The organism is Prauserella marina (assembly GCF_002240355.1).
GTDB lineage: Bacteria > Actinomycetota > Actinomycetes > Mycobacteriales > Pseudonocardiaceae > Prauserella_A > Prauserella_A marina.
Genome location: NZ_CP016353.1, coordinates 103,060 through 127,488 on the forward strand (window position 1 = coordinate 103,060; position 24,429 = coordinate 127,488).

The 24,429-nt window shown below is 66.1% G+C and carries 26 protein-coding genes and 1 tRNA gene; 18 read left to right on the forward strand and 9 right to left on the reverse strand.

The window, feature by feature from the left end:
* Nucleotides 1–58: 58 nt before the first annotated feature.
* Nucleotides 59–1,201, reverse strand: coding sequence for a flagellar basal body-associated FliL family protein (locus BAY61_RS00505; protein ID WP_091801082.1), 1,143 nt, complete (start codon nt 1,199–1,201; stop codon nt 59–61).
* Between the two features lie 79 nt (nt 1,202–1,280).
* On the opposite strand from BAY61_RS00505, the gene msrA reads away from it, so the two are divergent.
* On the forward strand, nt 1,281–1,961 hold the full coding sequence (gene msrA, locus BAY61_RS00510; RefSeq protein WP_091801085.1) for a peptide-methionine (S)-S-oxide reductase MsrA: 681 nt from the start codon (nt 1,281–1,283) through the stop codon (nt 1,959–1,961).
* 47 nt (nt 1,962–2,008) lie between these two features.
* Complete coding sequence (locus tag BAY61_RS00515; RefSeq protein ID WP_091801088.1) at nt 2,009–2,752, forward strand: NYN domain-containing protein; 744 nt, start codon at nt 2,009–2,011, stop codon at nt 2,750–2,752.
* A 146-nt stretch (nt 2,753–2,898) separates the two neighbouring features.
* On the opposite strand, the gene BAY61_RS00520 is transcribed toward BAY61_RS00515, so the two are convergent.
* Nucleotides 2,899–3,315, reverse strand: coding sequence for a PASTA domain-containing protein (locus BAY61_RS00520; RefSeq protein ID WP_091801091.1), 417 nt, complete (start codon nt 3,313–3,315; stop codon nt 2,899–2,901).
* Nucleotides 3,316–3,610: 295 nt separating this feature from the next.
* Here BAY61_RS00520 and BAY61_RS00525 point away from each other — a divergent pair, with 295 nt between their 5' ends.
* Entirely contained in the window at nt 3,611–3,907 is a 297-nt protein-coding gene (locus BAY61_RS00525; RefSeq protein WP_245865632.1) for a helix-turn-helix domain-containing protein, read from the forward strand.
* A gap of 10 nt (nt 3,908–3,917) precedes the next feature.
* Here the strand turns inward: BAY61_RS00525 and BAY61_RS00530 are convergent.
* Nucleotides 3,918–3,990: transfer RNA gene (locus tag BAY61_RS00530), tRNA-Gly, on the reverse strand.
* Between the two features lie 183 nt (nt 3,991–4,173).
* On the opposite strand from BAY61_RS00530, the gene BAY61_RS00535 reads away from it, so the two are divergent.
* The 10 genes from BAY61_RS00535 (at nt 4,174) to BAY61_RS00580 (ending at nt 14,041) form a co-directional block, all read left to right on the forward strand.
* Nucleotides 4,174–5,838 carry a sigma-70 family RNA polymerase sigma factor gene (locus BAY61_RS00535; RefSeq protein WP_091801096.1) on the forward strand — a complete coding sequence of 555 codons (1,665 nt, stop codon included), beginning with the start codon at nt 4,174–4,176 and terminating at the stop codon, nt 5,836–5,838.
* A 62-nt stretch (nt 5,839–5,900) separates the two neighbouring features.
* Nucleotides 5,901–6,341, forward strand: coding sequence for a DUF983 domain-containing protein (locus BAY61_RS00540; protein ID WP_091801098.1), 441 nt, complete (start codon nt 5,901–5,903; stop codon nt 6,339–6,341).
* Between the two features lie 3 nt (nt 6,342–6,344).
* Nucleotides 6,345–7,223, forward strand: coding sequence for an Fpg/Nei family DNA glycosylase (locus BAY61_RS00545; protein WP_091801100.1), 879 nt, complete (start codon nt 6,345–6,347; stop codon nt 7,221–7,223).
* Between the two features lie 88 nt (nt 7,224–7,311).
* On the forward strand, nt 7,312–8,613 hold the full coding sequence (locus BAY61_RS00550; RefSeq protein WP_091802398.1) for a GAF domain-containing sensor histidine kinase: 1,302 nt from the start codon (nt 7,312–7,314) through the stop codon (nt 8,611–8,613).
* Between the two features lie 9 nt (nt 8,614–8,622).
* Nucleotides 8,623–9,507 (forward strand): S49 family peptidase, encoded by an 885-nt coding sequence (locus BAY61_RS00555; RefSeq protein WP_091801102.1) that lies wholly within the window; start codon nt 8,623–8,625, stop codon nt 9,505–9,507.
* Nucleotides 9,508–9,606: 99 nt separating this feature from the next.
* Nucleotides 9,607–10,437, forward strand: coding sequence for a LytR/AlgR family response regulator transcription factor (locus BAY61_RS00560; RefSeq protein ID WP_091802401.1), 831 nt, complete (start codon nt 9,607–9,609; stop codon nt 10,435–10,437).
* A gap of 6 nt (nt 10,438–10,443) precedes the next feature.
* On the forward strand, nt 10,444–10,941 hold the full coding sequence (locus tag BAY61_RS00565) for a hypothetical protein (protein ID WP_091801104.1): 498 nt from the start codon (nt 10,444–10,446) through the stop codon (nt 10,939–10,941).
* Nucleotides 10,942–12,723, forward strand: coding sequence for a sodium/solute symporter (locus BAY61_RS00570; RefSeq protein WP_091801106.1), 1,782 nt, complete (start codon nt 10,942–10,944; stop codon nt 12,721–12,723).
* Nucleotides 12,724–12,766: 43 nt separating this feature from the next.
* Entirely contained in the window at nt 12,767–13,126 is a 360-nt protein-coding gene (locus BAY61_RS00575) for a rhodanese-like domain-containing protein (RefSeq protein ID WP_091801108.1), read from the forward strand.
* A gap of 3 nt (nt 13,127–13,129) precedes the next feature.
* On the forward strand, nt 13,130–14,041 hold the full coding sequence (locus tag BAY61_RS00580) for a DUF4328 domain-containing protein (RefSeq protein WP_091801109.1): 912 nt from the start codon (nt 13,130–13,132) through the stop codon (nt 14,039–14,041).
* 8 nt (nt 14,042–14,049) lie between these two features.
* On the opposite strand, the gene BAY61_RS00585 is transcribed toward BAY61_RS00580, so the two are convergent.
* Nucleotides 14,050–15,219: a cytochrome P450 gene (locus BAY61_RS00585; RefSeq protein ID WP_091801111.1), complete on the reverse strand. Its 1,170-nt coding sequence runs from the start codon at nt 15,217–15,219 to the stop codon at nt 14,050–14,052.
* Between the two features lie 66 nt (nt 15,220–15,285).
* On the opposite strand from BAY61_RS00585, the gene BAY61_RS00590 reads away from it, so the two are divergent.
* The 4 genes from BAY61_RS00590 (at nt 15,286) to BAY61_RS00605 (ending at nt 18,008) form a co-directional block, all read left to right on the forward strand.
* Nucleotides 15,286–16,161 (forward strand): DUF5926 family protein, encoded by an 876-nt coding sequence (locus BAY61_RS00590; RefSeq protein ID WP_091801113.1) that lies wholly within the window; start codon nt 15,286–15,288, stop codon nt 16,159–16,161.
* Nucleotides 16,161–16,520: a DUF952 domain-containing protein gene (locus tag BAY61_RS00595; protein ID WP_091801115.1), complete on the forward strand. Its 360-nt coding sequence runs from the start codon at nt 16,161–16,163 to the stop codon at nt 16,518–16,520. Before BAY61_RS00590 ends, BAY61_RS00595 begins: the two co-directional genes overlap by 1 nt.
* Before the next feature lie 76 nt (nt 16,521–16,596).
* The gene (locus BAY61_RS00600) at nt 16,597–17,181 is read left to right on the forward strand and encodes a SigE family RNA polymerase sigma factor (protein ID WP_420848762.1); all 585 of its coding nucleotides are present in this window, start codon (nt 16,597–16,599) and stop codon (nt 17,179–17,181) included.
* Entirely contained in the window at nt 17,178–18,008 is an 831-nt protein-coding gene (locus BAY61_RS00605; protein WP_091801117.1) for a hypothetical protein, read from the forward strand. The genes BAY61_RS00600 and BAY61_RS00605 overlap by 4 nt, the downstream gene beginning before the upstream one ends.
* 75 nt (nt 18,009–18,083) lie before the next feature.
* Here BAY61_RS00605 and BAY61_RS00610 read toward each other — a convergent pair whose 3' ends face one another.
* The 4 genes from BAY61_RS00610 to BAY61_RS00625 all read right to left on the reverse strand — a co-directional run bounded on the left by BAY61_RS00610 (nt 18,084) and on the right by BAY61_RS00625 (nt 21,368).
* Nucleotides 18,084–18,635 carry a ferritin gene (locus BAY61_RS00610; RefSeq protein WP_091801119.1) on the reverse strand — a complete coding sequence of 184 codons (552 nt, stop codon included), beginning with the start codon at nt 18,633–18,635 and terminating at the stop codon, nt 18,084–18,086.
* 174 nt (nt 18,636–18,809) lie between these two features.
* Nucleotides 18,810–20,000 (reverse strand): arginine deiminase, encoded by a 1,191-nt coding sequence (locus BAY61_RS00615; protein ID WP_091801120.1) that lies wholly within the window; start codon nt 19,998–20,000, stop codon nt 18,810–18,812.
* A 271-nt stretch (nt 20,001–20,271) separates the two neighbouring features.
* A complete protein-coding gene (locus tag BAY61_RS00620) occupies nt 20,272–20,460 on the reverse strand; it encodes a hypothetical protein (protein WP_091801122.1) in 189 nt (62 codons plus the stop codon).
* 95 nt (nt 20,461–20,555) lie between these two features.
* Entirely contained in the window at nt 20,556–21,368 is an 813-nt protein-coding gene (locus BAY61_RS00625; protein WP_091801124.1) for a CPBP family intramembrane glutamic endopeptidase, read from the reverse strand.
* Nucleotides 21,369–21,526: 158 nt separating this feature from the next.
* Between BAY61_RS00625 and BAY61_RS00630 the strand changes: the two genes are divergently transcribed.
* Entirely contained in the window at nt 21,527–23,260 is a 1,734-nt protein-coding gene (locus tag BAY61_RS00630; RefSeq protein ID WP_091802407.1) for a BCCT family transporter, read from the forward strand.
* Nucleotides 23,261–23,514: 254 nt separating this feature from the next.
* Here BAY61_RS00630 and BAY61_RS00635 read toward each other — a convergent pair whose 3' ends face one another.
* Nucleotides 23,515–24,297, reverse strand: a complete 783-nt coding sequence (locus BAY61_RS00635) for a DUF2470 domain-containing protein (RefSeq protein WP_091801126.1) — start codon at nt 24,295–24,297, stop codon at nt 23,515–23,517.
* Between the last annotated feature and the right edge of the window lie 132 nt (nt 24,298–24,429).

Sequence of the window (24,429 nt, forward strand, 5' to 3'; positions counted from 1 at the left end):
GCGGACTCGCGCGGGGGCGCGGGTCGAATTGTGACCTTCGGTGAAGACGCTGATCGCGTCAGCGAAGTGGCAGCACCGCCGTCACCGAGGTCAGCGTGTCGAGCAATCGTTGCCGCAACACGTTCTCGTCCGCCGAAGGCGCCTGTGACACCCCGACGCCGACCGTGACGTTCCCCGATACGTACCAGACGACGCTGACCCTTCCGGACGAGTCGGTTCGGCTCAATGCCACAAATCCTTCCCTGTCGGCGAGCGGCTCAGCGGTGAACCCGCCCTCGGTGACGGTGCGGCTCAGTTGGTCCGTCAACGACGTCGCGGCCCCGGAATCGTCGGCGGGGATCACGATCACCGTGTAGCCGTCGGTCAGGCTCTCGCCTTCCGCCGAAGCGCGGTAGATGACCTCCTTCGCGCCGCTGTCACGCATAGCCTGCGCGTCGGTGGTCGAGTAAAGACCGAGGTCGGCACCCTTGTCGACGGTCATGGTCGAGTTGGCCGGACTCGGTTCACCCGGAAGGACCGGCAACTTGTCGGCGAGCGCGACCTCGGAACCGTCGGGGCCCGATGACGCGGCTGGCATCGCGCTGCCGGGCGTCGCTTTGTCGCCTGAAGTGCCGAGCCACCACGCGCCGCCGATGACCGCGCCGAGCGCGATGAGTACTCCGAGTGAGACGAGCAGCCAGGTGCCCGTCTTTCCCTTGCTCGCGGGTGGTTCGGCCCAGTCGGGAAGTGGTGGGGCCTGCCGGGGCGGCGGTCCTGCCACCGGTCCCGTCGGCACCCTCGTGATCGGAACCGTCAACTCGACGGGCTGCTGTGCCGTGCCGTTCGTGTTGCCGGGGTGAGGGGCGGATGGCTGCGGCCGGTGGGCCTTTTGCGCGGAGGGCGGCGGGTAGGGCATGGAGTCGGTCGGCCGGTAATCGGCGGGACTCGGTGCCGTCGTCGGCCGCGTCGTGGTGAGCAACAGCGTGGGGTCGTTCGGGTCGGGCGGGGTCATCACTTCCGTCACCTCGCCCGTCGCCGGGCTGTCGTGGGCAGCACCATTCGCCGCCTTGGCTTCCCTGTTTCTCGCGGCGAGCGGTGAGATCGCCGGCCCGCTGGAAGCCTCGGCGAGGATGTCCTCACGCAGCCGACGATGCTGATCATGAGCGATTTGTCCGGAGGCGAGTTCGGCGTCGAGACGTCGCAACTCGTCTTGCCAAGCCATCGAACCCCCTGATCACCTGGAGCCCACGCACACTATCGCGTCACCCCGCAGAGCGACGCCGGGTCAGTAGAATTGAAGTATGTCGTGGTTCGGTCGAGACAAAACAACGTTGGTGTCCGCTGAGCAGGCGCTGCCCGGCCGCGCCGAACCGCTGGTGACACCGGACTTTCACGCCGTGCATCCTGACCGGCGCATCAAACCACCGTTCCCCGAAGGCATGCGCACCGCGGTGTTCGGGCTCGGTTGCTTCTGGGGCGCGGAACGGCTGTTCTGGCAAACCCAGGGTGTTTATTCGACGGCGGTGGGCTACGCGGGCGGCTACACGCCGAACCCGACGTACGAGGAGGTGTGCTCGGGGCTCACCGGGCACACCGAAGCCGTGCTCGTCGTTTTCGATCCGGCGGTGGTGTCGTACGAGACCCTGCTGAAGGTCTTTTGGGAAGGGCACGATCCCACGCAGGGAATGCGGCAGGGAAACGATCTGGGAACGCAGTACCGGTCGGCCGTCTACTACGCCGACGAGCGGCAACGTACGGAAGCCGAAGCCTCCCGGGCCGGTTTCCAGTCCGCGCTCCGGGGTGCCGGGCTCGGTGAGATCACCACGGAATTCGCTCAGCTCGGCGAGTTCTACTACGCGGAGGACTATCACCAGCAGTACCTCTACAAGGTGCCGAACGGTTACTGCGGTTTGGGCGGTACCGGGGTGAGTTGCCCGGTGGGACTCGGGGTCAGCGACGGTACAACGGGCGCCGCGAGCTGACTTCGGTTGGTTCCAGTTCTGACGGCCGGTGACGCTACCGTCACCTTGTGCGAGTCGGTGTCTATGTTGACGGCTATAACCTGTACTACTCGGGCCGTCGTTGGTTCGGCCGGGGAACGACGGGTTGGAAATGGTTGTCGCCACATGCGCTCGCGACGTCCCTCGTCGCTGAGCGTACGAACTGGCGAGGGGCGCGAATCGAGCGCGTTGTCTACTGCACGGCCCGGATAGATGCCGCGGACGCGCCGGATGCGTACGCCGATCAGGACGTGTACTTGAAGGCATTGGACGCGGTCGGAGCCGTGGATCACATCGAGTTCGGACAATACGTGGCTCGGGCAAAGCAGGTTCCTCTTGCCAATCAACCCAGAAAGGGACGTCCTCAGCTTGTTCGCTCCCAGGCGCCGCTCCCAACGACCGAGCTTCCCCTGAGTGCTGTGGACGATGGAAACGGTGGCCACATCGTGCTGGCTACCGCCTTGGTGAGGGAAGAGAAGGGCAGTGATGTCAACGTCGCAACGCACCTGCTCGTGGATGTGTTGAGCGGCTACGTCGACGCGGCGGTGGTGATCTCGAACGACTCCGACCTCGGTTTGCCCTTGAAGTTGATTCGTGACCACGTGCCGGTTGGGGTTGTGAACCCGTCCACTGGCTGGCTCGCAGGGGCTTTGCAGGGCAAAGCGACTGATGGAAAAGGACGTCATTGGTGGCGGCAACTGGGCCAGCAGGACTTCACCGCACACCAGCTGCCCAATCCCGCGGGGCACTTCACTCGCCCAGCCAAGTGGTAGGTGTGTCCGGTGACTGATCATGTTGGTTTGGGTAGTTTGCCTCGCCCACCCACGCAAGCTAGGCTTGAAATCACCCACCCGGTCCCCTCGTAGGGGCCGGGTTTTCTCATAGCGGGGTCTGCGGCTGGTTGGTATCGGGGCCACGGTCAGCAGTCTCCGTCGCCGCACCAACTCGATTCCGCCTCGTCCGTTTTGGCTACCTGCAAGGTGGCCTCGTCTGCCGTACTGAGTTGCATTCCGGCGGCGGGATCCTGTGCCACGACAACCCAGTTGGCTGGGTTGGCTACGAAGGCATGGCCGTCGGCGGGCAGCGGCAGGACGTTGGTGATGCCGAGAGAGTCCAAAGTGTCCATGGCAACCATGAGGTTCTCGCCTTCCACGGTGGGCATCTCGACCATCGTGGGCGCCGCGGACGGAGGCAGTGCGGGCTGCTCCGCCAGTTCGGCCGACAGCGTGGCCGGTTCGGAAGCAGGGGTGTCTCGCGTGGTGCTCGGAACAGCGCAGGCCATTGCGGTCCCGAGTAAGGCCGTGAACAGGACGCTAAGGGCAAGGGACCTACGCATGCGTATTCCTCTCGGAAAAGAACGGACCGGAGTGGAACTTTCGGGGAGAAATATGGCGACGCGAGGGCCTGGCGTGACCGGGTGCGGTGTCGATGTCGAAATCATCGCTGGGTGAAAGGTGCGTTACCGCCGTGAGCAACTCGTGATCCGGTCATCGTGCTGCCAACGCGTACGAGGTGTCGATCCCCCGATCGCCGCTGCGCGAATCGGACAGGCGGCGGGCAACGTTTTCCAGATGGTGGTAGCTTGCTACCTTGTGGATACGTGCCGCAATCGCGATCGACCGCGGAACACGGTGGCTTCCGAACTGGGTAGCACGGTCAGGCACCTGCGCACGCTGCGCGGGTGGACTCAGGCCCGGCTCGCGTCGGCCGCCGGGATGACCCAGCCCGCCATCGCGCGCTTCGAAGCCGGTGCGACAGTGCCGACGATCCCCGTTCTCGAACGGCTCGCCGGTGCGCTCGGTGCCGAGTTGTTCGTGGACCTCATGCTGCTCCCGCCGGTGCAAGAAGGCCCTACTGGCCTGGACCACGTCGAACGAGAATTGGTGTGGAACAACAAAAAAATCCTCCCCCGCCCGGGGGAGGATTGAAAAAAACTTGAGCGGACGACGGGACTCGAACCCGCGACCCTCACCTTGGCAAGGTGATGCGCTACCAGCTGCGCTACGTCCGCGTGCACTGTTCAATCGCTTGTGCGAGGCACAGTCTATACCGACCGCTTTCCGGCACCGCGAGGTACCCGAAGGTGGGCATTTGGTCACGTACGTAGGACAAGGGGTGACGGGGTTCGCGAGGCTCCGTATGGTGTTCAACGTTCAACCGAAAGGGCTACGGCCCGGAGGGGGTGCCTGGCTGGATGGATCGTGCGGTCCCCGGATCCGAAGAGTCGGCACTGCTCGAACGTTTGCGCATCGGTGAGGATGCCGCGTTCGGTGATCTCTTCGAACTCCACGCTGCCGCGGTGCGGAGGCTGGCGCGTGGACTGGCTGCCGACAGTTCAGAGGCAGACGACATCACGGCCGAGACCTTCTTCCGTGTGCTGCAAGCCGTACGCAGGGGAAACGGGCCCCGCGACAACGTGCGCGCCTATCTGCTGACCGTCGCGCGCAGGGTGTCGTGGGAATGGCACGGTGCCCGCAGGGACGTGCCCGTCACCGACGACGAACTGACCAACAGAGTGGGCGCGGGCTCCGATTCGCAGAACCGCACCGCCGAGACGACGTTGATCACGCGAGCGTTCTCGACGTTGCCCGAGCGGTGGCGCACCGTGTTGTGGCAGACCGAGGTCGAAGGTGTCCAGCCCGCGAGCGCGGCGCAGCACTTCGGACTGAGCGCCAACGCGACAGCGGCACTCGCCCGCAGAGCGAGACTCGGCCTCAGAGCCGCATACCTACAGGCACACCTCGCCGTCGACCGCGGTTCCGACGGTTGCCGCACGGTCATGGAAAAGCTCGGCGGCTACACGGCGGGCAGTGTCACCGGAGCGGAAGCTCGCAAGATCAAAGTCCACCTCGGCACGTGCGCGTCGTGTCGCGCCATGCACGACGAACTCCGCGAGGTGTGCTCCTCCCTGCGGGCACACGCGAGCGCGATCGTGCTGCTGGTTCCCGCGGCCGGTGTCACCGCTGCCGCCGTCACCGCGAGCTCGCTGGGAGGCGCCGCCGGTGGTGTCACGGCCGCGGCAGGGGGAGCGGGAAGCGCGGGAGCCGCTGTCGCGCTCGGTGCTCCGCTGAAGATCGGGGTGGCACTCGCCTCGACGGCCGCTGTCGGCATGGTCGGCATCGTCGGCCCGCTCGACCCCGGGATCCGGGACGCCATCGGGCTTCCCGCGGAAGGTGAAAGCGACAGCCTCCAGATCGCGGAGCCGACACCGCCTCCTTCGTCACCGCCTTCGGTGTCCTCCCACACCGGTCCGCTCGTCACCGGAATCTCGCAGCGGAAGGCAACCGAGACTGGTCCCGAGCTTCCGGACGTCGCCGTCCAGCCCGCCAACGAGTACACCCCGCCGGGCAGTGTCGAAATCGCGGGCACCATCACCTATCGCACGGAGCCCGTCACCGGTACCCAGTTGCCCGGTGTCCACGAGCCACCCCGCAATCCTGGCAACGGCAACGGCAACGGCAACGGCAACGGCAACGGCAATGGGAACGGGAACGGCGAACCGCGCAGCGACACCGCCGAGCCTTCGACCACCGGGACCACACTGAGCGGAACGAGCAGCAAGCCGACGAGCACGACGCCGAGCAGGAAGCCGACGGAGCGCGAGCGGAAAACCCAGCCCGCCACGTCACTGCCCTCGCAGTCGTCGATGACGGCGACATCGGCGAAGTCAGCGACGTCCTCGGAAGCACGCTCGACGCTTCCGTGCCCGGCCGTCGACGCCACGGAGAGCCCGAGCAGGCAGTACGACCAGCGACAGGTGGAGCGACAAGAGGAATGCCTGCCGCCGGATGGGGGTCCGATGTCGCCCCAAGGCGTTTCCTCACACAACACTCGCTCGTCGGACTTCCCGCGTCCCTGAAGATCACGGTACGGTTTCCGTAATACGTAATTCGTGCTCGGGCATGCTTGCGGAGGGCAGCGATGAACCGGCTGGTCCGGGGTACAGACGGCCGGGAATGGGTCATTCGCGGCCAGATGGAGTGGCGTCGTCCCGCGACGGCCGACGACTTCGAGCACGATGTGGCCGCGAGCTACGCACCAGGCATCGTCATGGCCGCGGTCGCGGCGGTGCTCGCCATCATCCTGCTGGTCTGGATGCCGGACGACGTGGTCGTTCCGCCCTGGGTCCCGCTCGCTGTCCTGCTGGTCGCGCTGTTCTTCCCGCTGCGATGGGTGCTGCGAAGGCCGTGGACGGTGGTCGCGGAAACCGAGGGCGACCCTTCCGGCGAGCGTCCTTCGGAGCGCTGGGTCGGCACGGTGCGGGGTACCTTTGCGGTACGCGGTGAGGTCAACCGCATCGCGAAATCCATCCAGAAGCACGACCTACCGGACTTCGAAGGTCCCCTACACCCTGTCGAGTAACCCATGCCTGAGCTGCCCGAAGTCGAGGCCCTCGCCCACCATCTGCGCGAGCACGCCGTCGGGCGCACCGTGAAGAGGGTCGACGTCGCCTCCCTTTCGGTGCTCAAGACCGTGACTCCCCAGTGGACGGAACTGAACGGGCGCGAGGTCACCGGGGCAGGCAGGCACGGCAAGCACCTCGATCTGGAATGCGGCGACCTGCACCTCATCGTTCATCTCGCGAGGGCGGGCTGGCTCCGCTGGTCCGATTCGCTGTCTCCCGCGCCGCCGAAGCCGGGGGGCAAGGGGCCGATCGCGTTGCGGGTGCACCTTTCCTCGGATCCCGGTGAATCGCCCGGCTCGCCCGGCTTCGACCTGACCGAGGCGGGAACCAAGAAAGGGCTCGCCGTCTGGATCGTCCACGATCCAGCGGAGGTGCCGAGTATCGAGCGGCTGGGGCCGGACGCGCTCGACATCGATCGTGCGGCACTGGCGAAGTTGCTGGCAGGCCAGACGACTCGCCTGAAATGGCTGCTCACCGACCAGCGGGTCATCGCGGGAATCGGCAACGCGTACTCGGACGAGATCCTGCACGTCGCAAGGCTCTCGCCGTTCGCGACACCGGCGAAGCTGACGGACGACACGATCGACCGGCTTGCCGACGCCGTGCACGACGTGCTCACCTCCGCCGTCGACCGGTCCGTTGGCCAAGCCGCCGCGCGGCTCAAGGGCGAGAAGCGGTCCGGTCTGCGGGTGCACGCCAGAACGGGACTGCCGTGCCCGGTGTGTGGTGACACCATCCGCGAGGTGTCTTTCGCGGACAAGTCCTTCCAGTACTGCCCCACGTGTCAGACCGGTGGCAAACCGTTGGCCGACCGGCGCATGTCGCGCCTGCTGAAGTGATGAGCCACCTCCGGCGACCACGGGCAGTCGTGAATTACGTACATGAAGTGTGCGGTAGACCTTGCACGTGACCCAGCAAGCGCAGAGCATTGACGCCGTGTCCGGGCTGCTGACCAACCCAGTCATCCCATGGAGCGTCGCCGGGGTGCTGCTGATCGGCATTGTCGTGCTCGTCTTCGGAAGCCGAAAGCCGAGTGGAGCGGTAGACGACGCCGTGCTCGAAGCGGTCTACCTGATGTCGAAGGCGCCGCTGGAGCTGAGGGAAGGACTCGATCAGGACGTCGCCGACAAGGTCGCGACAAGGTTGCTGGCGCTACTCAAGTGCATTGCCGTCGGTATCACCGACGGGGACGGAACCCTGCTTTCCTGGGACGGCGAGGCAAACGATCACTATGTCGACCTCGTCGACAGTGTCGGCCTTGCCATCCGCAAGCACCGGCGCGAAGTCGTCTCGCACGACAAGATGCCGTGCAACCACCGAGGCACCTGCCGGATGCGGACCGCGGTCATCGTCCCGCTCATCGTCGAGGGCAAGACCGACGCCGTGCTCATCGTTGTCGGCCGGACCAAGGGCAAGCGGATCGTTCACATGGCCGACGCGGTCGCCCGCTTCGTCGGGACACAGCTCGAATCGGCCCGGCTCGAAGAGACCAAGCACCAACTGCACCAGGCGGAGATCAAGGCGCTGCGGGCCCAGATCTCGCCGCACTTCGTCTACAACGCGCTCAACACCATTTCCTCGCTGATCAGGACCGACCCCGAGGAAGCGAGGGAACTGCTCCAGGACTTCGCCGACTTCACTCGCTACTGCTTCCGCACCGAGGGCACCTTCACCACGCTGTCCGACGAGCTGCGCAACATCGACCGCTACCTGACCATCGAGAGCGCGCGCTACGGCGGACGGCTCAACGTGCGACTCAAGATCGCTCCCGAGGTGCAGTCGGTCGTCGTTCCGTTCCTGCTCATCCAGCCGCTCGTCGAGAACGCGGTGAAGCACGGGATCGCCCAGAAACCGGGCGGAGGCACGGTGACGGTCACCGCGCAGGACTACGGGACCGAAGCCGAGATCAGCGTCGAGGACGACGGCGTCGGCATGGACCCCGCGCTGCTCGACGGGATGCGCGATTCGAGCAGCAGCGCGCACATCGGGCTGACCGGCATCAACAGGCGGATGAACCAGGTGTTCGGCAACAAGTACTCGCTGATGGTCGAGACGGCGCCCAACGCGGGCATGAAGGTGACGATGCGGGTGCCCAAGTTCGTCAGGGGAGTGCGTCCCGACATGCTCAAGTTCGCGGCGGACGTGCCGGACCAACCCGAGCGAAGGCAAGGCGCCCCTGCGGCGAGCACGCGATCCGGGCTCCCCAGCGTCACCCCGAATGCCAGCTAGGGTTGAGTGATGAACGCACAGCGAAGCGGACTGACCGCCGAGGTCGGCAGGAAGGTCGGCAGGGCGGAGAAGCTGGCCTCGCGTATCCCGATGATCGGCGACCGCGCTGACCGCAAGGACGTCGTCGCGGTCGTCCGGCTGCACGGGGTGATCAACCCGCAGCCCTCGCCGCTGGCGAGAGGGGTCATCAACCTCGCGGCCGTCGAGTCCGCGTTGACGAGGGCCTTCAGTCACGACCGGCTCAAGGCGGTCGCGTTGCAGATCAACTCGCCTGGCGGGGCGCCAACCCAGTCGGGATTGATCGCCGAGCGCATCAGGCAACTCGCCGACAAGCACGACAAGCCGGTCATCGCGTTCGCGGAGGACCTTGCCGCTTCCGGCGGCTACTGGCTGGCCTGCGCCGCCGACGAGATCTACGCGCACCGCACCTCGATGGTCGGTTCGATTGGTGTCATCACCGGCGGCTTCGGGTTCGCGAACCTGCTCGAACGGTTCGGCATCGAGCGCAGGCTCTACACGGCCGGCGAGAACAAGTCGCGGCTCGATCCGTTCAGTCCCGAGAAGGCCGAGGACGTCGAGTGGCTGCACAAGCTGCACAACGAACTGCACGACATGTTCGTCGGCTGGGTCAAGGAACGAAGGGGAGACCGGCTCACCGCCGACAAGGACCTCTTCACCGGTGACATCTGGCTCGGGGCACGTGCTCTCGAACTCGGCCTCATCGACGGGCTCGGCAACCTGCGCACCGTCATCGGCGAGCGGTTCCCCGACGCCGAGATCGTGTTCGCCGAGCCGAAGAAGCCACTGCTGGCGAGGCTCGGGGTGGGCGCTCCTGCCGCCGCGCTGTTCGAAGCAGCCGTGAACAGGGCGACCTGGGCCCGATTCGGGTTGTAGTCCTTCGCTCGCAGCGCGTTCGGTAAAGATCTCGATTCGGTATTGAGCCTGCGATTTCGCCCACAAGCGGTGTGGACATTGCACGCGGTGGACGGCAGGATGCTTGTCACTGTGAGTACTCACGATGACACCCGGAAGCTCCTCGTTCTCGCCGTGGACGATGAGTTGCACGGGCTTGACCAATTGCGGCACTGCCTTGAGTCGAATGCCCGCATCGGCAGGGTCATCCCCGCTGTCGATGCCTCGGAGGCGCTGCGGTTGCTCGGCTCGGAGGACGAAGAGATCCGGATGCGCAAGGAGCGTGGGCTCCCGCCAGTCGACGCGGTGTTCGCCGACATCAACATGCCCGGGTTGTCCGGTATGGAGATGTCGCGGGTGTTCGCTTCGCTCAACCCCGCGCCGGTGCTCGTGTTCGTCACGGGCCACGCGACGGAGGCCGTCGACGCGTTCGACCTCGGTGCGGTCGATTACGTGCTCAAGCCGGCGAGGCAGGATCGCATCGACAAGGCCGTCGCGAGAGTCATCGAGAAGATGCAGAGCATGCCCGTTCGCGAACCCGCGTCGACGGGCGAGCCGGTCAAAACCGACGACGAAGTCATCCCCGTCGAACTCGCGGGAACCACGAAACTGATTCCTCGCTCCTCGGTTCGCTGGGTCGAGGCACAAGGCGACTACGCGCGACTGTTCACGACGGAAGGCAGCCACCTCGTTCGCATCCCGCTCGCGCAACTTGAGGAGCGCTGGGGCAAGGCTGGCTTCGTTCGCATCCACCGTTCGTTCCTCGTCGCACTCCCGCTGATCACCGAGCTGCGCATGGGACAGGGCGGCTACCAGGTCGTCATCGGCAACGACGAGAAGGTCCTTCCGGTGAGCAGGCGGCACACCCGCGAGCTCAAGGACAGGCTGGTCGGCTCTTCGCGAACCGGGTAGCCCCGCATGAACGAAGACTTCTACCGCAAGGTCGGCGGTATCCGGCAGCCGGATCCGACGCTCGGTAGGAACGTCCCGAAACCGGGACAGCAGCAGAGCGAATTCGAGCAGGCCGTCGAACAGGCGCGCGCCCCCGAGCAACCCCAGAAGACCCGCAGGCAGCGCGTCGTACTCGCCGAACCGAGCAAGGCACAGAGCACCCTTCGCGCGAGGGTCGAGCTCGAAGAGCAGACGAGCTGGGGCGAACTGCTGATCAAGGATCTGATCAAGGTCCAGTTCAAGACCGGGGTTCTGCTCGCGGGACTCGTGCTGGTGGTGCTCGGCTCGTTGCCGCTCGCGTTCTTCCTCTCGCCGGAGTTCGCGTCGCTGCGGTTGATCGGCATCCCCGTCGCCTGGCTTCTTCTCAGTGTCGCGCCGTTTCCGCTGCTCTTCGGCGTTGGCTTGTGGTACAACCGGCTGGCGGAGCGGCATGAACGCGACTTCGTCGACATGATCGAGAACTGAGTGCAGTTGAATCCGTGGGCTCTTGCCAGCGTCGTGCTGGTCATGGTGGTGACGTTCTACCTCGGTCGCCGCTCTTCCCGGTTCGCCACGAGCACCCAGGACTTCCTCGTCGCGCGCCGGACGGTGCGTTCCCGGCGCAACGCGGCCGCGATCTCCGGCGAGTACATCTCGGCTGCCTCGTTTCTCGGTGTCGCCGGTCTCGTCCTCAAGGAGGGTGCCGACGCGCTTTGGTATCCGATCGGTTTCACCGCTGGCTACCTGGCGCTCATGCTGTTCGTCGCCGCGCCGCTGCGCAGGTCGGGCGCCTACACGCTGCCGGACTTCATGGAGGCCCGGCTCGGTTCCGCTTCACTGCGAACCCTTTCCACCTGGTTCGTGGTGTTCATCGGCGTGCTCTACATGCTGCCCCAGCTCCAGGGCGCTGGAATCGCGCTGACGGCGATCATGCCCGCGCCAGCCTGGGTGGGTTCGGTCGCGGTGACCGTGGTGATCGCGGTCAACGTGATGGCGGGAGGCATGCGGGCCATCACGATCGTCCAGGCGTTTCAGTACTGGCTGAAGCTGTTCGCGCTGGCCGTCCCGACGTTCGTGTTGTGTGTGGTGTTCTTCGGGTCAGGAGGTGCCGGTTCGGCTGGCACTCTCGGCCAGCAGGCGCCGCCGGCGTTCGCCGACGCCACCTCGATCGCCATCGAGACCGGGGTGACCCTTCGCGTCGCCGAGCCGACCGAGGTGTCCATTCGCGACACGGGCGAGGACGGCGGCGGAACGAGGGTGGTGTGGGTTCCGGGCACCGAATACGAGGTCGACGCGGGAACGAGCCTTGATTTTCCAGCCGGTGCGGCCACGCCCGTCGTGCAGGGCGGAGCGCTCGACAACGCGAGCTGGTTGCAGCCGAGCCAGGAACCGAGCGATCTGCTGTCGACGTATTCGCTGATCTTCGCGCTCTTCCTCGGCACCATGGGCCTGCCGCACGTACTCGTGCGCTTCTACACCAACCCCGACGGCAAGGCCGCGCGCCGCACCACGGTGCAGGTGTTGTTGCTGCTCGGGCTTTTCTACCTGTTCCCCGTCATGATCGGCGCGCTGTCCCGGCTCTACGTTCCGCAGTTGCTGGTCACCGGAAACACCGACGCCGCGGTGCTGATGGTTCCTTCTGCCATGGTGCAGGGCCTGCTCGGCCAGATACTGGTCGCGGTGACGGCGGCGGGTGCCTTCGCCGCGTTCCTCTCGACCTCGTCCGGGCTGCTGGTGAGCGTCGCGGGCGTGATCGCGACCGACCTGCTTTCCGGCAAGGTCCGCGATTTCCAGGTCGCCACGATCGTCGTCGCGGCCGTTCCCGCCATGCTCGCGGTGACACTGCCCGTCGAGGACCTCTCGCTCAGCGTCGGTATGTCCTTCGCGCTGGCCGCTTCCACGTTCTGTCCGCTCCTGGTGCTCGGCATCTGGTGGCGAAGGCTCACGTGGCTCGGCGCGATGGTCGGTATGTGTGTCGGTGGCGGCCTTGTCCTCACCGCCGTCGTCGTCAACGCCGTTAGCGTGCGCACGGGAGGGTGGGCGCCGTGGTTCGTGCAGCAGCCCGCGCTGTTCACCGTCCCCGCTGCCTTCCTCGCGACGATGCTGGTGAGTCTCGGCGCCCCGCGCAGGATTCCCGACGACGTCAACGCGGTGATGCTGCGCCTGCACGCTCCCGATCCGCTCGGCTTCATGCGCGACAGGGCCGTCGACCGCTTCGGCAAGGTCGGTGAAAAGGCCAAGACCGGCAAGGGAAGGCACCGGAAGTGAACACGAGGTGCCTCACACGCGTGCAACGGTCCGACATGCGACGATGGCCGTTGTGAACCCTGCCGAAGTGCCGACGGTTTCCGTCTCAGAGCTGCCATCGGAAGACGTCGTGCTGCTGGATGTACGCGAACCCGACGAGTGGGCGGCCGGACACGCGCCTGAGGCCGTGCACATTCCACTCGGCGACCTCCCCGCGAGAGTTGCCGAACTGGCCGAGCTTCCGGACGACAAACCGGTGTACGTCGTGTGCAGGTCAGGCGGCCGGTCGGCGCGTGCTGCCGCGTGGCTCAACGCGGCCGGGGTCGTCGACGCGGTCAACGTCGCGGGCGGAATGAAGTCGTGGCTCACGGAAGGTCGTTCGATCGTCGGCGACCGTGAGGGTGTGCGAGCCGAGGTGCTCTGACCGATGCGGCCGGGGCAGCCACACGGCCGCACGCGGGTGCGGTGGGTAGCGACGGTTCCCGCCGGCGCAGCCCCGCCGCGTCGTGCCGCGGCTGCCGAGCCGTACACCGGGCCGCCCAGGTACGCGACGACACCGCGGTGGGGATTTCCGAATCTCGCGTGGCGATGGCCGACGGCCGTGCCGGGTGTCGATCCGCGCGAGTCCGTACCCCTTCAGCGACTTCGCATGGTCGCCAGAAACGCCGTCGCCCTGCTGTGGACGCTGGCCGGGCTCGCCGTCGTCGCCGGTGGTGCCGAGATCTGGCGATACGTGCTGCTCGTGCAGAGCAGGAACTCCGCGTTGAGTCCCACGGTCGTCGGTGCCTCCGACGCGCTGGTGCTCGCGTTTTCGCTGCTCACCTTCGTACTCGCGGTCTTCGCCGCCGCCGTGGTGCTGTGGTGGTTCTTCGTCGCCAGGTCCGCCGCGGCCGACGAGGCCGGTCAGGAACCGGCGAGGTCGACGTGGTTCGTGCTGCTCGGCCTGCTCGTCCCAGGGCCCAACCTGGTGCTGGCAGGCCCGATCCTCGGCGAACTCGAACACGCCGCGCTCGGCAGGTCCGAACACACGCGGCCACGGCCGTCGTGGCTCGTGCTCGGCTGGTGGGCGGCTTGGGTGGCCAACGGGGCGCTGCTGGTGCTGACCGTGCTGTGGCGGATGCGCGACGGCGTCCAAGCCGATGCCGATGGTGTCGTGCTCAGCGCGTTGACCGACCTGTGCGCGGCGGGGCTCGCCGTGCTGACCGCGTTGGTCGTGCAGCGTGTCACGAGCTTGCTCGCGCCGATCGACGGCCGGTTCATGCGCTTGCTGCGGGTGGTGAAGGTCAGCGGGGCGCCCGAGGTCGAGCGACGCCCCCGGTCGGCGATGGCACCGCGCTGAGCCGCCGGTCAGCCCACTGTCACCGGCAACGTTCGCAGCCCTCTGATGACGAACTCCGGCCTCCGCTCCGGGGTTCGGGCAAGACGCAGGCCGGGAAGCCGCTTCGCGAGCGCGTCGAAAGCCGCGGCGATCTCGATCCTGGCCAGCGGTGCGCCGAGGCAGTAGTGAATGCCGCCCCCGAAGCCGAGGTGCGGGTTGGGATCGCGCCCGATGTCGAACGTGTCGGGATCGGTGAACACCTCGGGATCACGGGCGGCGGCGCCGAGCAGCGCGGCCACCTTCTGCCCCTCTTCGATGCGAACGCCCGCGATCTCGACCCCGGCCGTCGCCGTCCGCTCGAAGAGCTGAAGCGGCGAGTCGTAGCGGATGAGTTCTTCGGTCGCCGGACTGACAAGGCGTTCGTCGGCGACGAGGCGGTCCCACTGGTCGCGGTGGGTCAGCAGCGCGAGGGTTCCGTTGCCGATCACGTTGACGGTCGCCTCGTGACCGGCCATCAGCAACAGGACCGCCGTCGCGACCACCTCGTCCCCGGTGAGGTCGCCGCTGACGAGGTGACTCAGCAGGTCGTCGGCGGGGTGGGCCCTGCGTCGCTCCGCGATCGCGCGCAGGTAGCTGGCGAACTCCTCGGCTCCCCGCTCAGCGGCCTCCCGTTGCGGCTGCGGTAAGTCGTATTCGTACATCTTGACGATGGAGTTGCTCCAGTCCACGAGCTGTGGACCATCGGCGGAATCGACCCCGAGCAGTTCCGCGATCACCGCGACCGGCAATGGCTGCGCGAGGTGTTCGAGCAGGTCGGCCTCGCCATCGGTGGCGATCCGCTCTGCCAGCGTTTCGACCATGTCGGCGGCGAGTGCTTCGACGGTGGGCCGCAACCGCTCGACATGGCCGCGCGCGAACGCCGCCGACACCAGCCTCCGCAACCGGGTGTGCGCCGGTGGTTCGTTCTCCAGCAGCGAGTTGCGGTGCAGCATGTTGAAGGAGGCGAACTGTTCGGCGGGCGTCGCGTCGGACCAGATCCTGCCGAGCGAACGATTCCTGAGCACGGCGGAGGCGGCGGAGTGCGACACGGCGATCGAGATGCCGAGTCCTTCGTGCCAGTGCACCTCGCCTTGTTCGCGGAGTCGCGCGAACGCGGGGTAGGGGTCTCGCAGGAAGTCGGGGTCAGCGTGATCGAACACCCGCCGACCCTAGCCTGAAAGGGCTTCGAGTAGCTTTCAGGCAAACGGCATCACGGGAGGCAGAACGTGGGCAAGGGCGCACGCAAGAAGGGCCCCAAGAAGGACAGGAAGCCGAAGGTCAGGGACGTTTTCGTCGCAAGGCCCTTCGAGGGGCTTGCCGCCGAGCCCGAGCTGATCGCGCTGCGCGAGTTCGTACCGTCGGCCACCGCGCGGCTCACCCTCGCCGGAGACGCCGAGCGCAAGGTCACCCTCGGCACCGTCCTTCCCATGGCCGCGGCAGCCTTCGTGCGGTCGGACGGCGAGGTGTTCGTCGGGATGCAGGTTCAGACCCGCTCCTCCGACATCAGCCGCGATCTCGGCAGGGCTCTGCGCTGGGCGCTGGACGCCAAACCAGGCGATGTGCTCTCCGTTCCGGACACCACGAGTCCGCCGGAGGAAGGCGAGCGGTTGCAGGACCTGCTCGTTCACGACGCCGAACTCGACGTGAACCTGCACGAGGACTTCTCGTGGTGGCTGCCGGAGGACACGGAGGCCAGCGGCGACGTCGCGATGTCACTTGAGCGGGCCAACGCCGCGATCATGCCCACCGAACGGCTCAGCACAGGCGCCTACTGGGTGCTCGCCGGAGAGAAGGCACACCTGAGGTGGGTCTGGCCTGCCGAGGAGAACCGGCTGCTCCAGGCGCTCGCCAGGTTGTCGGCGGCAGGCGAACTCGGCCTCGGTGACGAGTCGCGCTACGCGGGTTCCTTCCGTGCACACGGCCTGCTGGTCCCGGTATGGGACCTTGATCCGGAAGCCCACGCACGCGAATGGGCCGAGCCTGCGAAGGAACTGGGCACCCGGCTGCGGACCGCGCTGGACTCACTCGACGACGAGCCGCTGAACGCGGCGGAACGCCGGTCGAGGGACGGGCTCATCGGAAGGCAACTCACCCTGCGCTGATGATCCTGCACATCTGCACCGAAGCGGACTGGGCCGCCGCGCGGCCCGGCGGTGAATACCGCGCCGCCTCGCTCGCCGAAGCCGGTTTCGTGCACTGCTCGGATTTCGGAACCGTTCACCTGCCTGCCGACAGGCTGTACGCGGGCAGGACCGATCTGGTGTTGCTGTGCATCGATCCCGCACTGCTGACGGTGCCGGTGCGGTGGGAACCGGCCGTGCCGCCCGAGGACGGCGCCCCCTGGTTCCCGCACGTCTACGGACCGATATCGACGGCGGCCGTGGTGTCGGTGCATGCCTTCCCACCAGGGCCGGACGGCTCGTTCCGGCTCCCCCCGGAACTGGCTGCGCTTCCCGGATAGCCGCGAAGGCAACTCTTCCCCTCGTTCGCGCGTGAGACGAGAGCCAGGAAAGCGGCACGGGGAGGGAGGCGTTACGGTGACCGCATTCGTGCCTGCCATCGGTCGGGACAGCGGCAGGGCGGCCACTAGGCGCCATGAGAGGGGACTGGTCGTGCCTGGCGACCTCACGGACTTCGGTGAGTTCGTTGAGGCCAGCCTGCCCGGACTACTCCGCTACGGACACGCGCTGACCGGCAATCCCCACGACGCCGCCGACCTTGTCCAGACGGTGCTGGAGAAGATCGGCTCCCGATGGACGCACATCCTGCGCAAGACCGGTGACCCGCTCGCCTACATCCGGCGTTCGATGGCCAACGCGCACATCAGCAAGTGGCGGCGCACGCGCAGGGAAAGCCTGGTCGCCGAGCTGCCGGAACCACGCATGGTCGCACCCGTCGACCCGTTCGAGCACGAACCGCTGTGGCAAGCACTTCGCGACCTCCCTCCGAGGCAACGCGCCGTCATCGTGCTGCGTTACTACGAAGGATTGTCCGAAGCCGAGATCGCGGCCTCGCTCGGCGTGAGCCAGGGCACGGTCAAGAGCCAGGCCAGCAAGGCGATCGCCTCGCTGCGCGGCAAGCTGCGAGGTTCCGATGAGAACGAAGGGAGGGAAGCGGTGTGACCGACCAGAACGAACCACTCGACGACGAGCTGCGCAGGCTGTTCGCCGACGCCAGGCTCGACGTCTCGCCACGGGAAGGCGCCGGAGAGGCCATTGTCGCGGGCGCGAAGCGACTTCGTCGCCGTCGAGCGGCGATGACCGGTGGCGGCGGTGCGCTCGCCGTGGTCGCGTTGATCGCCGGTGGACTGACCTTCGGTGGGTTGCACAACACCGGCGACCAGCAGGACCTCCCCATTGCGGCTCCGAACAGCACCGAGCGGACTCCGTCCGCTTCGGGAGAGCCCTCGCCCGGCTCGGCGAGCGAGGAGCCACAGACCCCGCCTCCCTCGCAGGCACAGTCGCAGACCGGCGCGCCGCCTTCCGACACCGACGTACCCTCCGCACCGGCGACTCCGCCCAGTTCGTCCGCTCCCAGCGGTTCCGTGTACGCCGTCGGCCCCGTCTTCGGCCCCGACGGCTACGAGGCGCTCAAGCTGGGCATGTCCTACGACGACGCGGTCGCGACCGGCATGCTCTCCGGGCAGGGCGTTCCGCCTCCCGCGGGGAGCTGTTCCACCTACCAGCTCGCCGAGGGCAGCTCGGCCATCAGGGACGTGTCGATTTCCGGTTCGAACGGCGTGGTGGGTTTCCGCGCTGGGACGGCGCAGACCACCAACGGCATCGCGGCGGGAGCGACGCTCGACCAGTTGAAGGCGAGTTACCCCGACCTCGTTGCGTCGGGATCCGGCTACACGGCCGCTGCGGGCGGGGGCGCCCAGTATCAGTTCACCGTCGCGGGCGACACGGTGACCGAGGTTCAGTTGCTCGCACAGGGAGCAACCTGCTGACCGTCACCCCACAACCGAAAACCCGGGCTGCTCCTCAGGGGGAGAGCCCGGGTTTTCCTTGGAGGGCATCGCGGTTTACAGCTTTCCGCCCGCTACCGGCGGCATCGTGACGTCGTCGCCGCCGTCGCCTACCGACTCGCGGTGCAGGAACCGCTCGACCTCGAACAGGTTGCCGTTCGCCCTGTCGACGATGTTCAGCAGAGTCGACATCGCGGAGATTTCCTCGACCTGCTCCTTGAGGAACCACTGGATGAACTGCTCGGCGGTGTAGTCGTCTTCCGCGCGGGCGGCTTTCGCCAGCGTCCTGATGTCGGCAGCGACTTCCTTCTCCTGCTCAAGGGCCAGTTCGACCAGTTGGCGAGCGTCGGCGAAATCGTTGCGAACGCTGCCGCTGTCCGGGATCTCGACGTGGTGGCTGGTGTCCAACATGTACTGGACGAGCGCCATGGCGTGGTTCCGCTCCTCAACAGACTGCTTGTAAAAGTGCTTGGCCAGTTGAGGAAGGTCCTCGTTGTCGAACCAGACAGCAAGCGCGATGTACTGCTGCGAGGCGTTGAACTCGTTGTGGATCTGCGCCTGTAGCAATTCGTAGAACTTTGAACGCGGTTGCTTCTTTGAGGTGGCCATGTATTCGAAGATACGCGGGACGAGGCCCTTTTTTCCAGTCGATAGTGGTGATGTGCAACCCATTTGATTACAATTAATGAGCCAAGGTTTTGCTTATTTTGTTTAGGCTCGCCTAAGAATTTCGATCAATTAGGTGAGCCTTGCTTTGCCCATTTGTTCGTGGTCGCGGGCGGTTCAGTATGGAACCGGTTCCCTGGTGATCGGGCAGGACATGCAGCGCGGCCCGCCCCGCCCTGAACCGAGCTCCGAACCCGCGATCCGGAGTACCTCGATGCCCGCCTCCTCAAGCCTCGCGTTGGTCTCCACGTTGCGTTCGTAGCCGATGACGACACCGGGTGCGACGGCGAGAGTGTTGTTGCCGTCGTCCCACTGCTCCCGCTCCGCGGTCACCGGATCGAGGCCGGTGTCGATCACGTTGAGCCGCTCGATCCCCATGGCCGTCGCGGCAGCCGAAAGGAACGGTTCCGGCCCTGCGACCTGCAACGCACCGTCGTCGCGCTGACTCAGCGCGTAGGCGACGAGTGAATCCCTCGCCAGTGGGTACATCACGACCGCGTCGGGGCCGATCATCGTGCAGACGGTGTCGAGATGCATGGTCGCGCGTGTCTGCGCGATCGGGACCGCGAGCACGGTGTGCGCGATCCCGTCGGCGAACGCGGACCTCGCGAGCGCTTCCGCTCCGGCCGCCGTCGTTCGCTCGCCGACCCCCACCGCGAGCACCCCGGGCCCCAGCAGCAGGACGTCGCCACCCTCGACCGGTGCGGAATGCGCGCCGTAGGCGCGGGCCGTTCCATGGAAAAGGGGATGGTAGGCGTACACGATGTCCAGCAGCGCGGTTTCCCTTCGCCTGGCAGGCATCGCCAGTGAGGAAATGGCGACGCGGTCACCGATCCAGGCCGACGAATCGCGCGTGAAAAGCAGGTTCGGGAGCGGGTCGACCGCGAAATCGTGTGGATGATTCATTTTTCGTACCAGGGAAGCACCCTCGCTCGCGGGCAGTTCCTCGAAGGTCATCCCGGACATCAGCACCTCGGCCAGCGCGAGGGAGCCCAAGCCGGAAAGATGCGAGCGGAGGGCGTCGGTGAGTTCGGTGCCGAGTCGCTTTCCGTCGACGGCGGCGTGCACGCCAGCCGCGTGTGCTCGCGGATCGTCGAGGGCTGAGCCGAGCAAATCCGCGAGCAGCAACACTTCGACGCCGCGTTCGCGAAGTACCCCGGCGAACGCGTCGTGTTCCTGCTGTGCCCTGTCGACCCACGGGATCGAGTCGAACAACAGTTGGTCGTTGTTGCGGGGAGTCAGCCGCTTCAGCTCGTTTCCGGGACGGTGCAACAGAACCGTGCGTAGTGGCCCCACCTCACTGTCCACCCGAGGTCCACTGGCGTCGGCAAGATTCCGCGTGTTCGAATTCGGCACATCGGTGAGCCTAGTGAGTGCCCTGTTGGTGGCTCGAAAACGAAATGGCGCCGGCGCGCCGGGATAACGAAGGATGCGTTCGTGAATCCGGGACGGCTGAACCGGTTGCGCCGCATGCGGTTTGTTGCGCGACGTGGATCACGTTCAAGATCACCTTGCCGAGGGTCACCCGCGTCGTGGTGGGCGCCCGTTATGCGCGAGTGCCCACCACGAAACCGGCGACTCAGCGTTGCAGCCTGGTGACCCTTGCCGGTTCCACCATGCTCGCGTAGCGCGGCTCCGCGACCGGCACGATCGTGAACTCCCAGTTGTCGACGCCACCACCCATGATCTCCGCATAGCGCTCGGCCGAATCCCTGTTGGCAAAGCGAATCTGCTGGTCATTGAGTCGATGGGTGATCTTGCAAGCCATGTGCCCCTCCTGGCGTCAGTGGTGAGCCGGTTCGTGCATTCCCCTGCTATCCGGTCGCACCACATTAGAACATGTGTTCGAACGCCCCCGCAATCTCACGGGAGCCAAGAAACATGATCACGCAGAACGGCGTAGCCCACGAAGGCGACCACGTCGAGCAAAGTGTGCGCGATGACCAGTGGCCAGAGCCGGTTCGTCCGCTGCCACAGCCTGCCGAACACGAGTCCCATCACGACGTTTCCGACGAATCCGCCAAGCCCTTGATAGAGGTGATAAGACCCACGAAGCACCGCGGCGAGCAGCAGCGCGGGGTTCTCGCCCATGCCGAGCTGCCGCAATCGCGTCAGGAGGTATCCGACGACCAGGACTTCTTCCGCGAACGAGTTGCCGAACGCCGACAACGTCAGGGTGATCGGCCGCCACCAGCTCTCGCCGAGCGTGGAGGGCTGGACGGCGAGGTTGAAGCCGAGCTTCCAGGCCGCGAAGTACAGCAGCAGGCCGGGGATGCCGATGAGGGCGGTCAGTCCGACTCCCCAGCCGAAGTCGCGGCCGACCCGCGTGCGGTCCATGCCGATCGCGGCGAGCTTGGTGCCCGCTCGCCACAGCAGGTAGAGACCGAGCGCGCCCCAGCCGAGCAACTGGACCACGCTCAGTAGCTGCTTGAGCGCGTCGATGAGGCCGAGCGTCGCCTGCGGGACGTTGATCGCGACCTGTTGTTCCGAGAGTGGAACAGGGCGCAAAAACGAGTCGATGAGCGATAACAGACTGCGTATGCCTGATAAACCGAGGGTGATGGAAAAGACCAGGACCAGCTCGATCGTGACCGCGCGACGTTCGGCGGGATCGGTGAGTTTCGCCGGTTGAGCGGGTGCGGATGGGGTCAACCAGCCGCGGAGGACATTCGACACTGTGGCACGTTACATCAATTTGGAATAAAGCCAGGTCAAGTAGGCAAAGTTGACGGATTTCACGCAGGAAAACTTGGCAATTTGGCGACTACCCGACATTCGAGTTGTTAACGAACACTAGGGTGCTAGCGACCGAAAACGATGAAGGAAGGAGCCTCGTGACGGAAACGTCGGATACCGAGGCCGCTGCACCTGCATCGCGGAAACCCTGGACATCGACGATCGCACCGAGGGTCTTCTGGCCCTCCGCGATCATCATCGTGGGCTTCGTGTTGTTCACGGTGCTGTTCCCCACTGCGGTTGGGGATGCGATCAGCGCCTTGCAGGAGACGGTGGTCGGCACATTCAGCTGGTACTACATGCTGATCGTGTCGGGCTTCGTGCTGTTCTCGCTGTGGATCGGCCTCAGCCACTACGGCGACATCAAGCTCGGCCCTGACGAAGAACCGCCCGAATTCGGGATGAAGACCTGGTTCTCGATGCTGTTCGCGGCGGGCATGGGCATCGGCCTCGTCTTCTGGGGCGTCGCGGAGCCGCTCAACCACTTCGCGGGCATCCCGAACAGAGCGACAGGCATCGAGGCGGGCACCGAAGAGGGCGCCCACCAATCGATCTTGCAGACTTTCCTGCACTGGGGCCTTCACCCGTGGGCGATCTACGTCGTCGTCGGTGTCGCGGTCGCTTACGCGATCCACCGCAAGAAGCGGCCGGTGTCCATTCGCTACGCGCTTGAGTCGCTGCTCGGCAGGCGGGTCAAGGGCTGGGTCGGCGACATCATCGACATCGCGGCCATCGTCGGTACGTTGTTCGGTGTCGCGACCTCGCTTGGTCTCGGAGTCATGCAGGTCGCCTCCGGTCTTGAGTTCCTCGACATCGTCAGCGATCCGGACAACGTGACCTACGCGGTGCTGATCGGTGCGATCACCACGCTGGCGATCGTGTCCGTGGTTTCCGGCCTCAAGCGCGGCATCAAGTGGCTTTCGAACATCAACATGAGCCTTGCCGCGGCGTTGCTGCTGTTCGTGCTGATCGCGGGACCGACGCTGTTCATCTTCCGCGACATCGTGCAGAACATCGGCGACTACTTCCAGAACCTGTTGTCGATGAGCTTCAACACGACCGCCTACGCCGGTGAGGACGGCAGTGCGTGGCAGGGTTCGTGGACGACGTTCTACTGGGGCTGGTGGATTTCCTGGGCGCCCTTCGTCGGTGTGTTCATCGCGCGCATCTCGCGAGGCCGCACGGTCAGGGAGTTCGTCGCGGGCGTGCTGCTCGTGCCGAGCGCCGTCACGTTCCTGTGGTTCACCGTCTTCGGTGGAACCGCGCTGCACCGTGAGCTGTTCGGTGGCGGCGGGCTGATCGGTACCGACGAAACCGGTGCCGCCACAGTGGACACCAACGGTGCGCTGTTCGGTCTGCTCGGCGAGATGCCGGCAGGCACGTTCGTCGTGGTCGGCGCGATCATCCTGATCGTGCTGTTCTTCGTGACCTCTTCGGACTCCGGCTCGCTCGTCGTCGACATGCTCGCCTCGGGCGGAGACCCCAACCCTCCAGTGTGGAGCAGGGTGTTCTGGGGCCTGATGGAAGGCGCGGTCGCGGTCGCACTGCTGCTGGCAGGCGGATTGAACGCGTTGCAACTCGTCGCGATCCTCATCGCATTGCCGTTCAGTGTGGTGATGATCGGGATGTGTATCTCGACCTGGAAGGCGTTCAGATCGGAGCGAGCGACAGCGCTGCGGATCCAACGACGACTGCAACGAGACGCGCTGACAGAACACATCTCGCAGAACCTCATCGACGAAGGACTTGTCGAACCGGGTAACGACAATGGTTCGTCCGACCCGGACGAGCAGGGCGGGAAAGACAAGAAAGACAAGGTGCCGACAGGTTAGTCGCACCGATCTCACCGTGAGATAGCGAAAACAGCGGCGCCCCTGGGGATTTCTCCAGGGGCGCCGCTTTCGTGAATGGTCGTGGTGAACTCAGAGTGCGTCCGGGAATCATCGCGTACCGGCTGCGCGGTGCCCATCCGGCGCCTCGCGGCGTTGTCGTCGGTCACCATGACGCCGTCATGGCTCCCTCCTCCGCCTTGCGACGCATCCGGATGGAACACCGCTCGCACGGAGGACGACTCCCGGACGCACTCTCAGGTCTTGGTGAGGAAAGGGCAGCCGACGAGCTTGCGAAGTTCGACAGCGAGCTGGTGAGGATCCTCGACCGGCCTGGAGAAGGCGAGCCGCACGTCGTGGTCGCCCGAGGCGCATTCGACCCTCAGTCGCAGACCGTAGCGATCGAGGCCGAGCGGACGCACCTTTCCCGCCCGCAGCTCTTCCGGCACCCGCTTGGCGAGATCGGCGACGACGTCGGGGTGCGTGCCTTCGAGGTGGCGCAGCCAGTGGCTCTCGTAGTGACAGAACGGGTCGGGCTCGGCGTGGCCGAAGACCGGTGGATGGAGCGAGTGAGTGCCCTCCGCGTCGGCCAGTACGAGCGAGGCGGGGGTGAGGCGCAGCATGCTCACGCCGTGGCCGATGTCGAGGAGCCTGGGATCCGGCCTCGCCGTCGCGATGGACACCGCGCGGGCGCGGGCTTGCCTTTCGTCGAGCGGACGAACCCAGCCGGTGATCCAGAGCAGCCCCCTGATGGGTTCTCGCAGCGCGACAGGGGCGTGATCGGTCAGTTCGATCATCATCGCCAACTCGCCGCGTTCCGCGTTCTGTGCTGAGGTGACGAGCGGGTGCTCGTCGGGAAGCAGCACGGTCACGCTTCCGCTGTCGTGCACGTGGTGCATCAGCGGGACGACCCTGTGCTCCTCGTCCGGAGCGCGGTCGAGTGCAGGCAGAAGGAGCGCTGGACAGTGGCGATGCGCGATGGTCTTCGCACGCTCGGCGGGCCGGGGAGCCGCTGGGCGACGGGCTTCGGTATCGGTCACCTTTCACCTCCAACTTAGGTGAGGCTAACCTAGTTTGACGCTGGAGGGAAGCCGACATCCGGAAGTCCCGTTCAGTCGCTTCGGACCATGGGGCACCCGGTGAGGGCGTTCGCAACACGAACGATTTTGTTC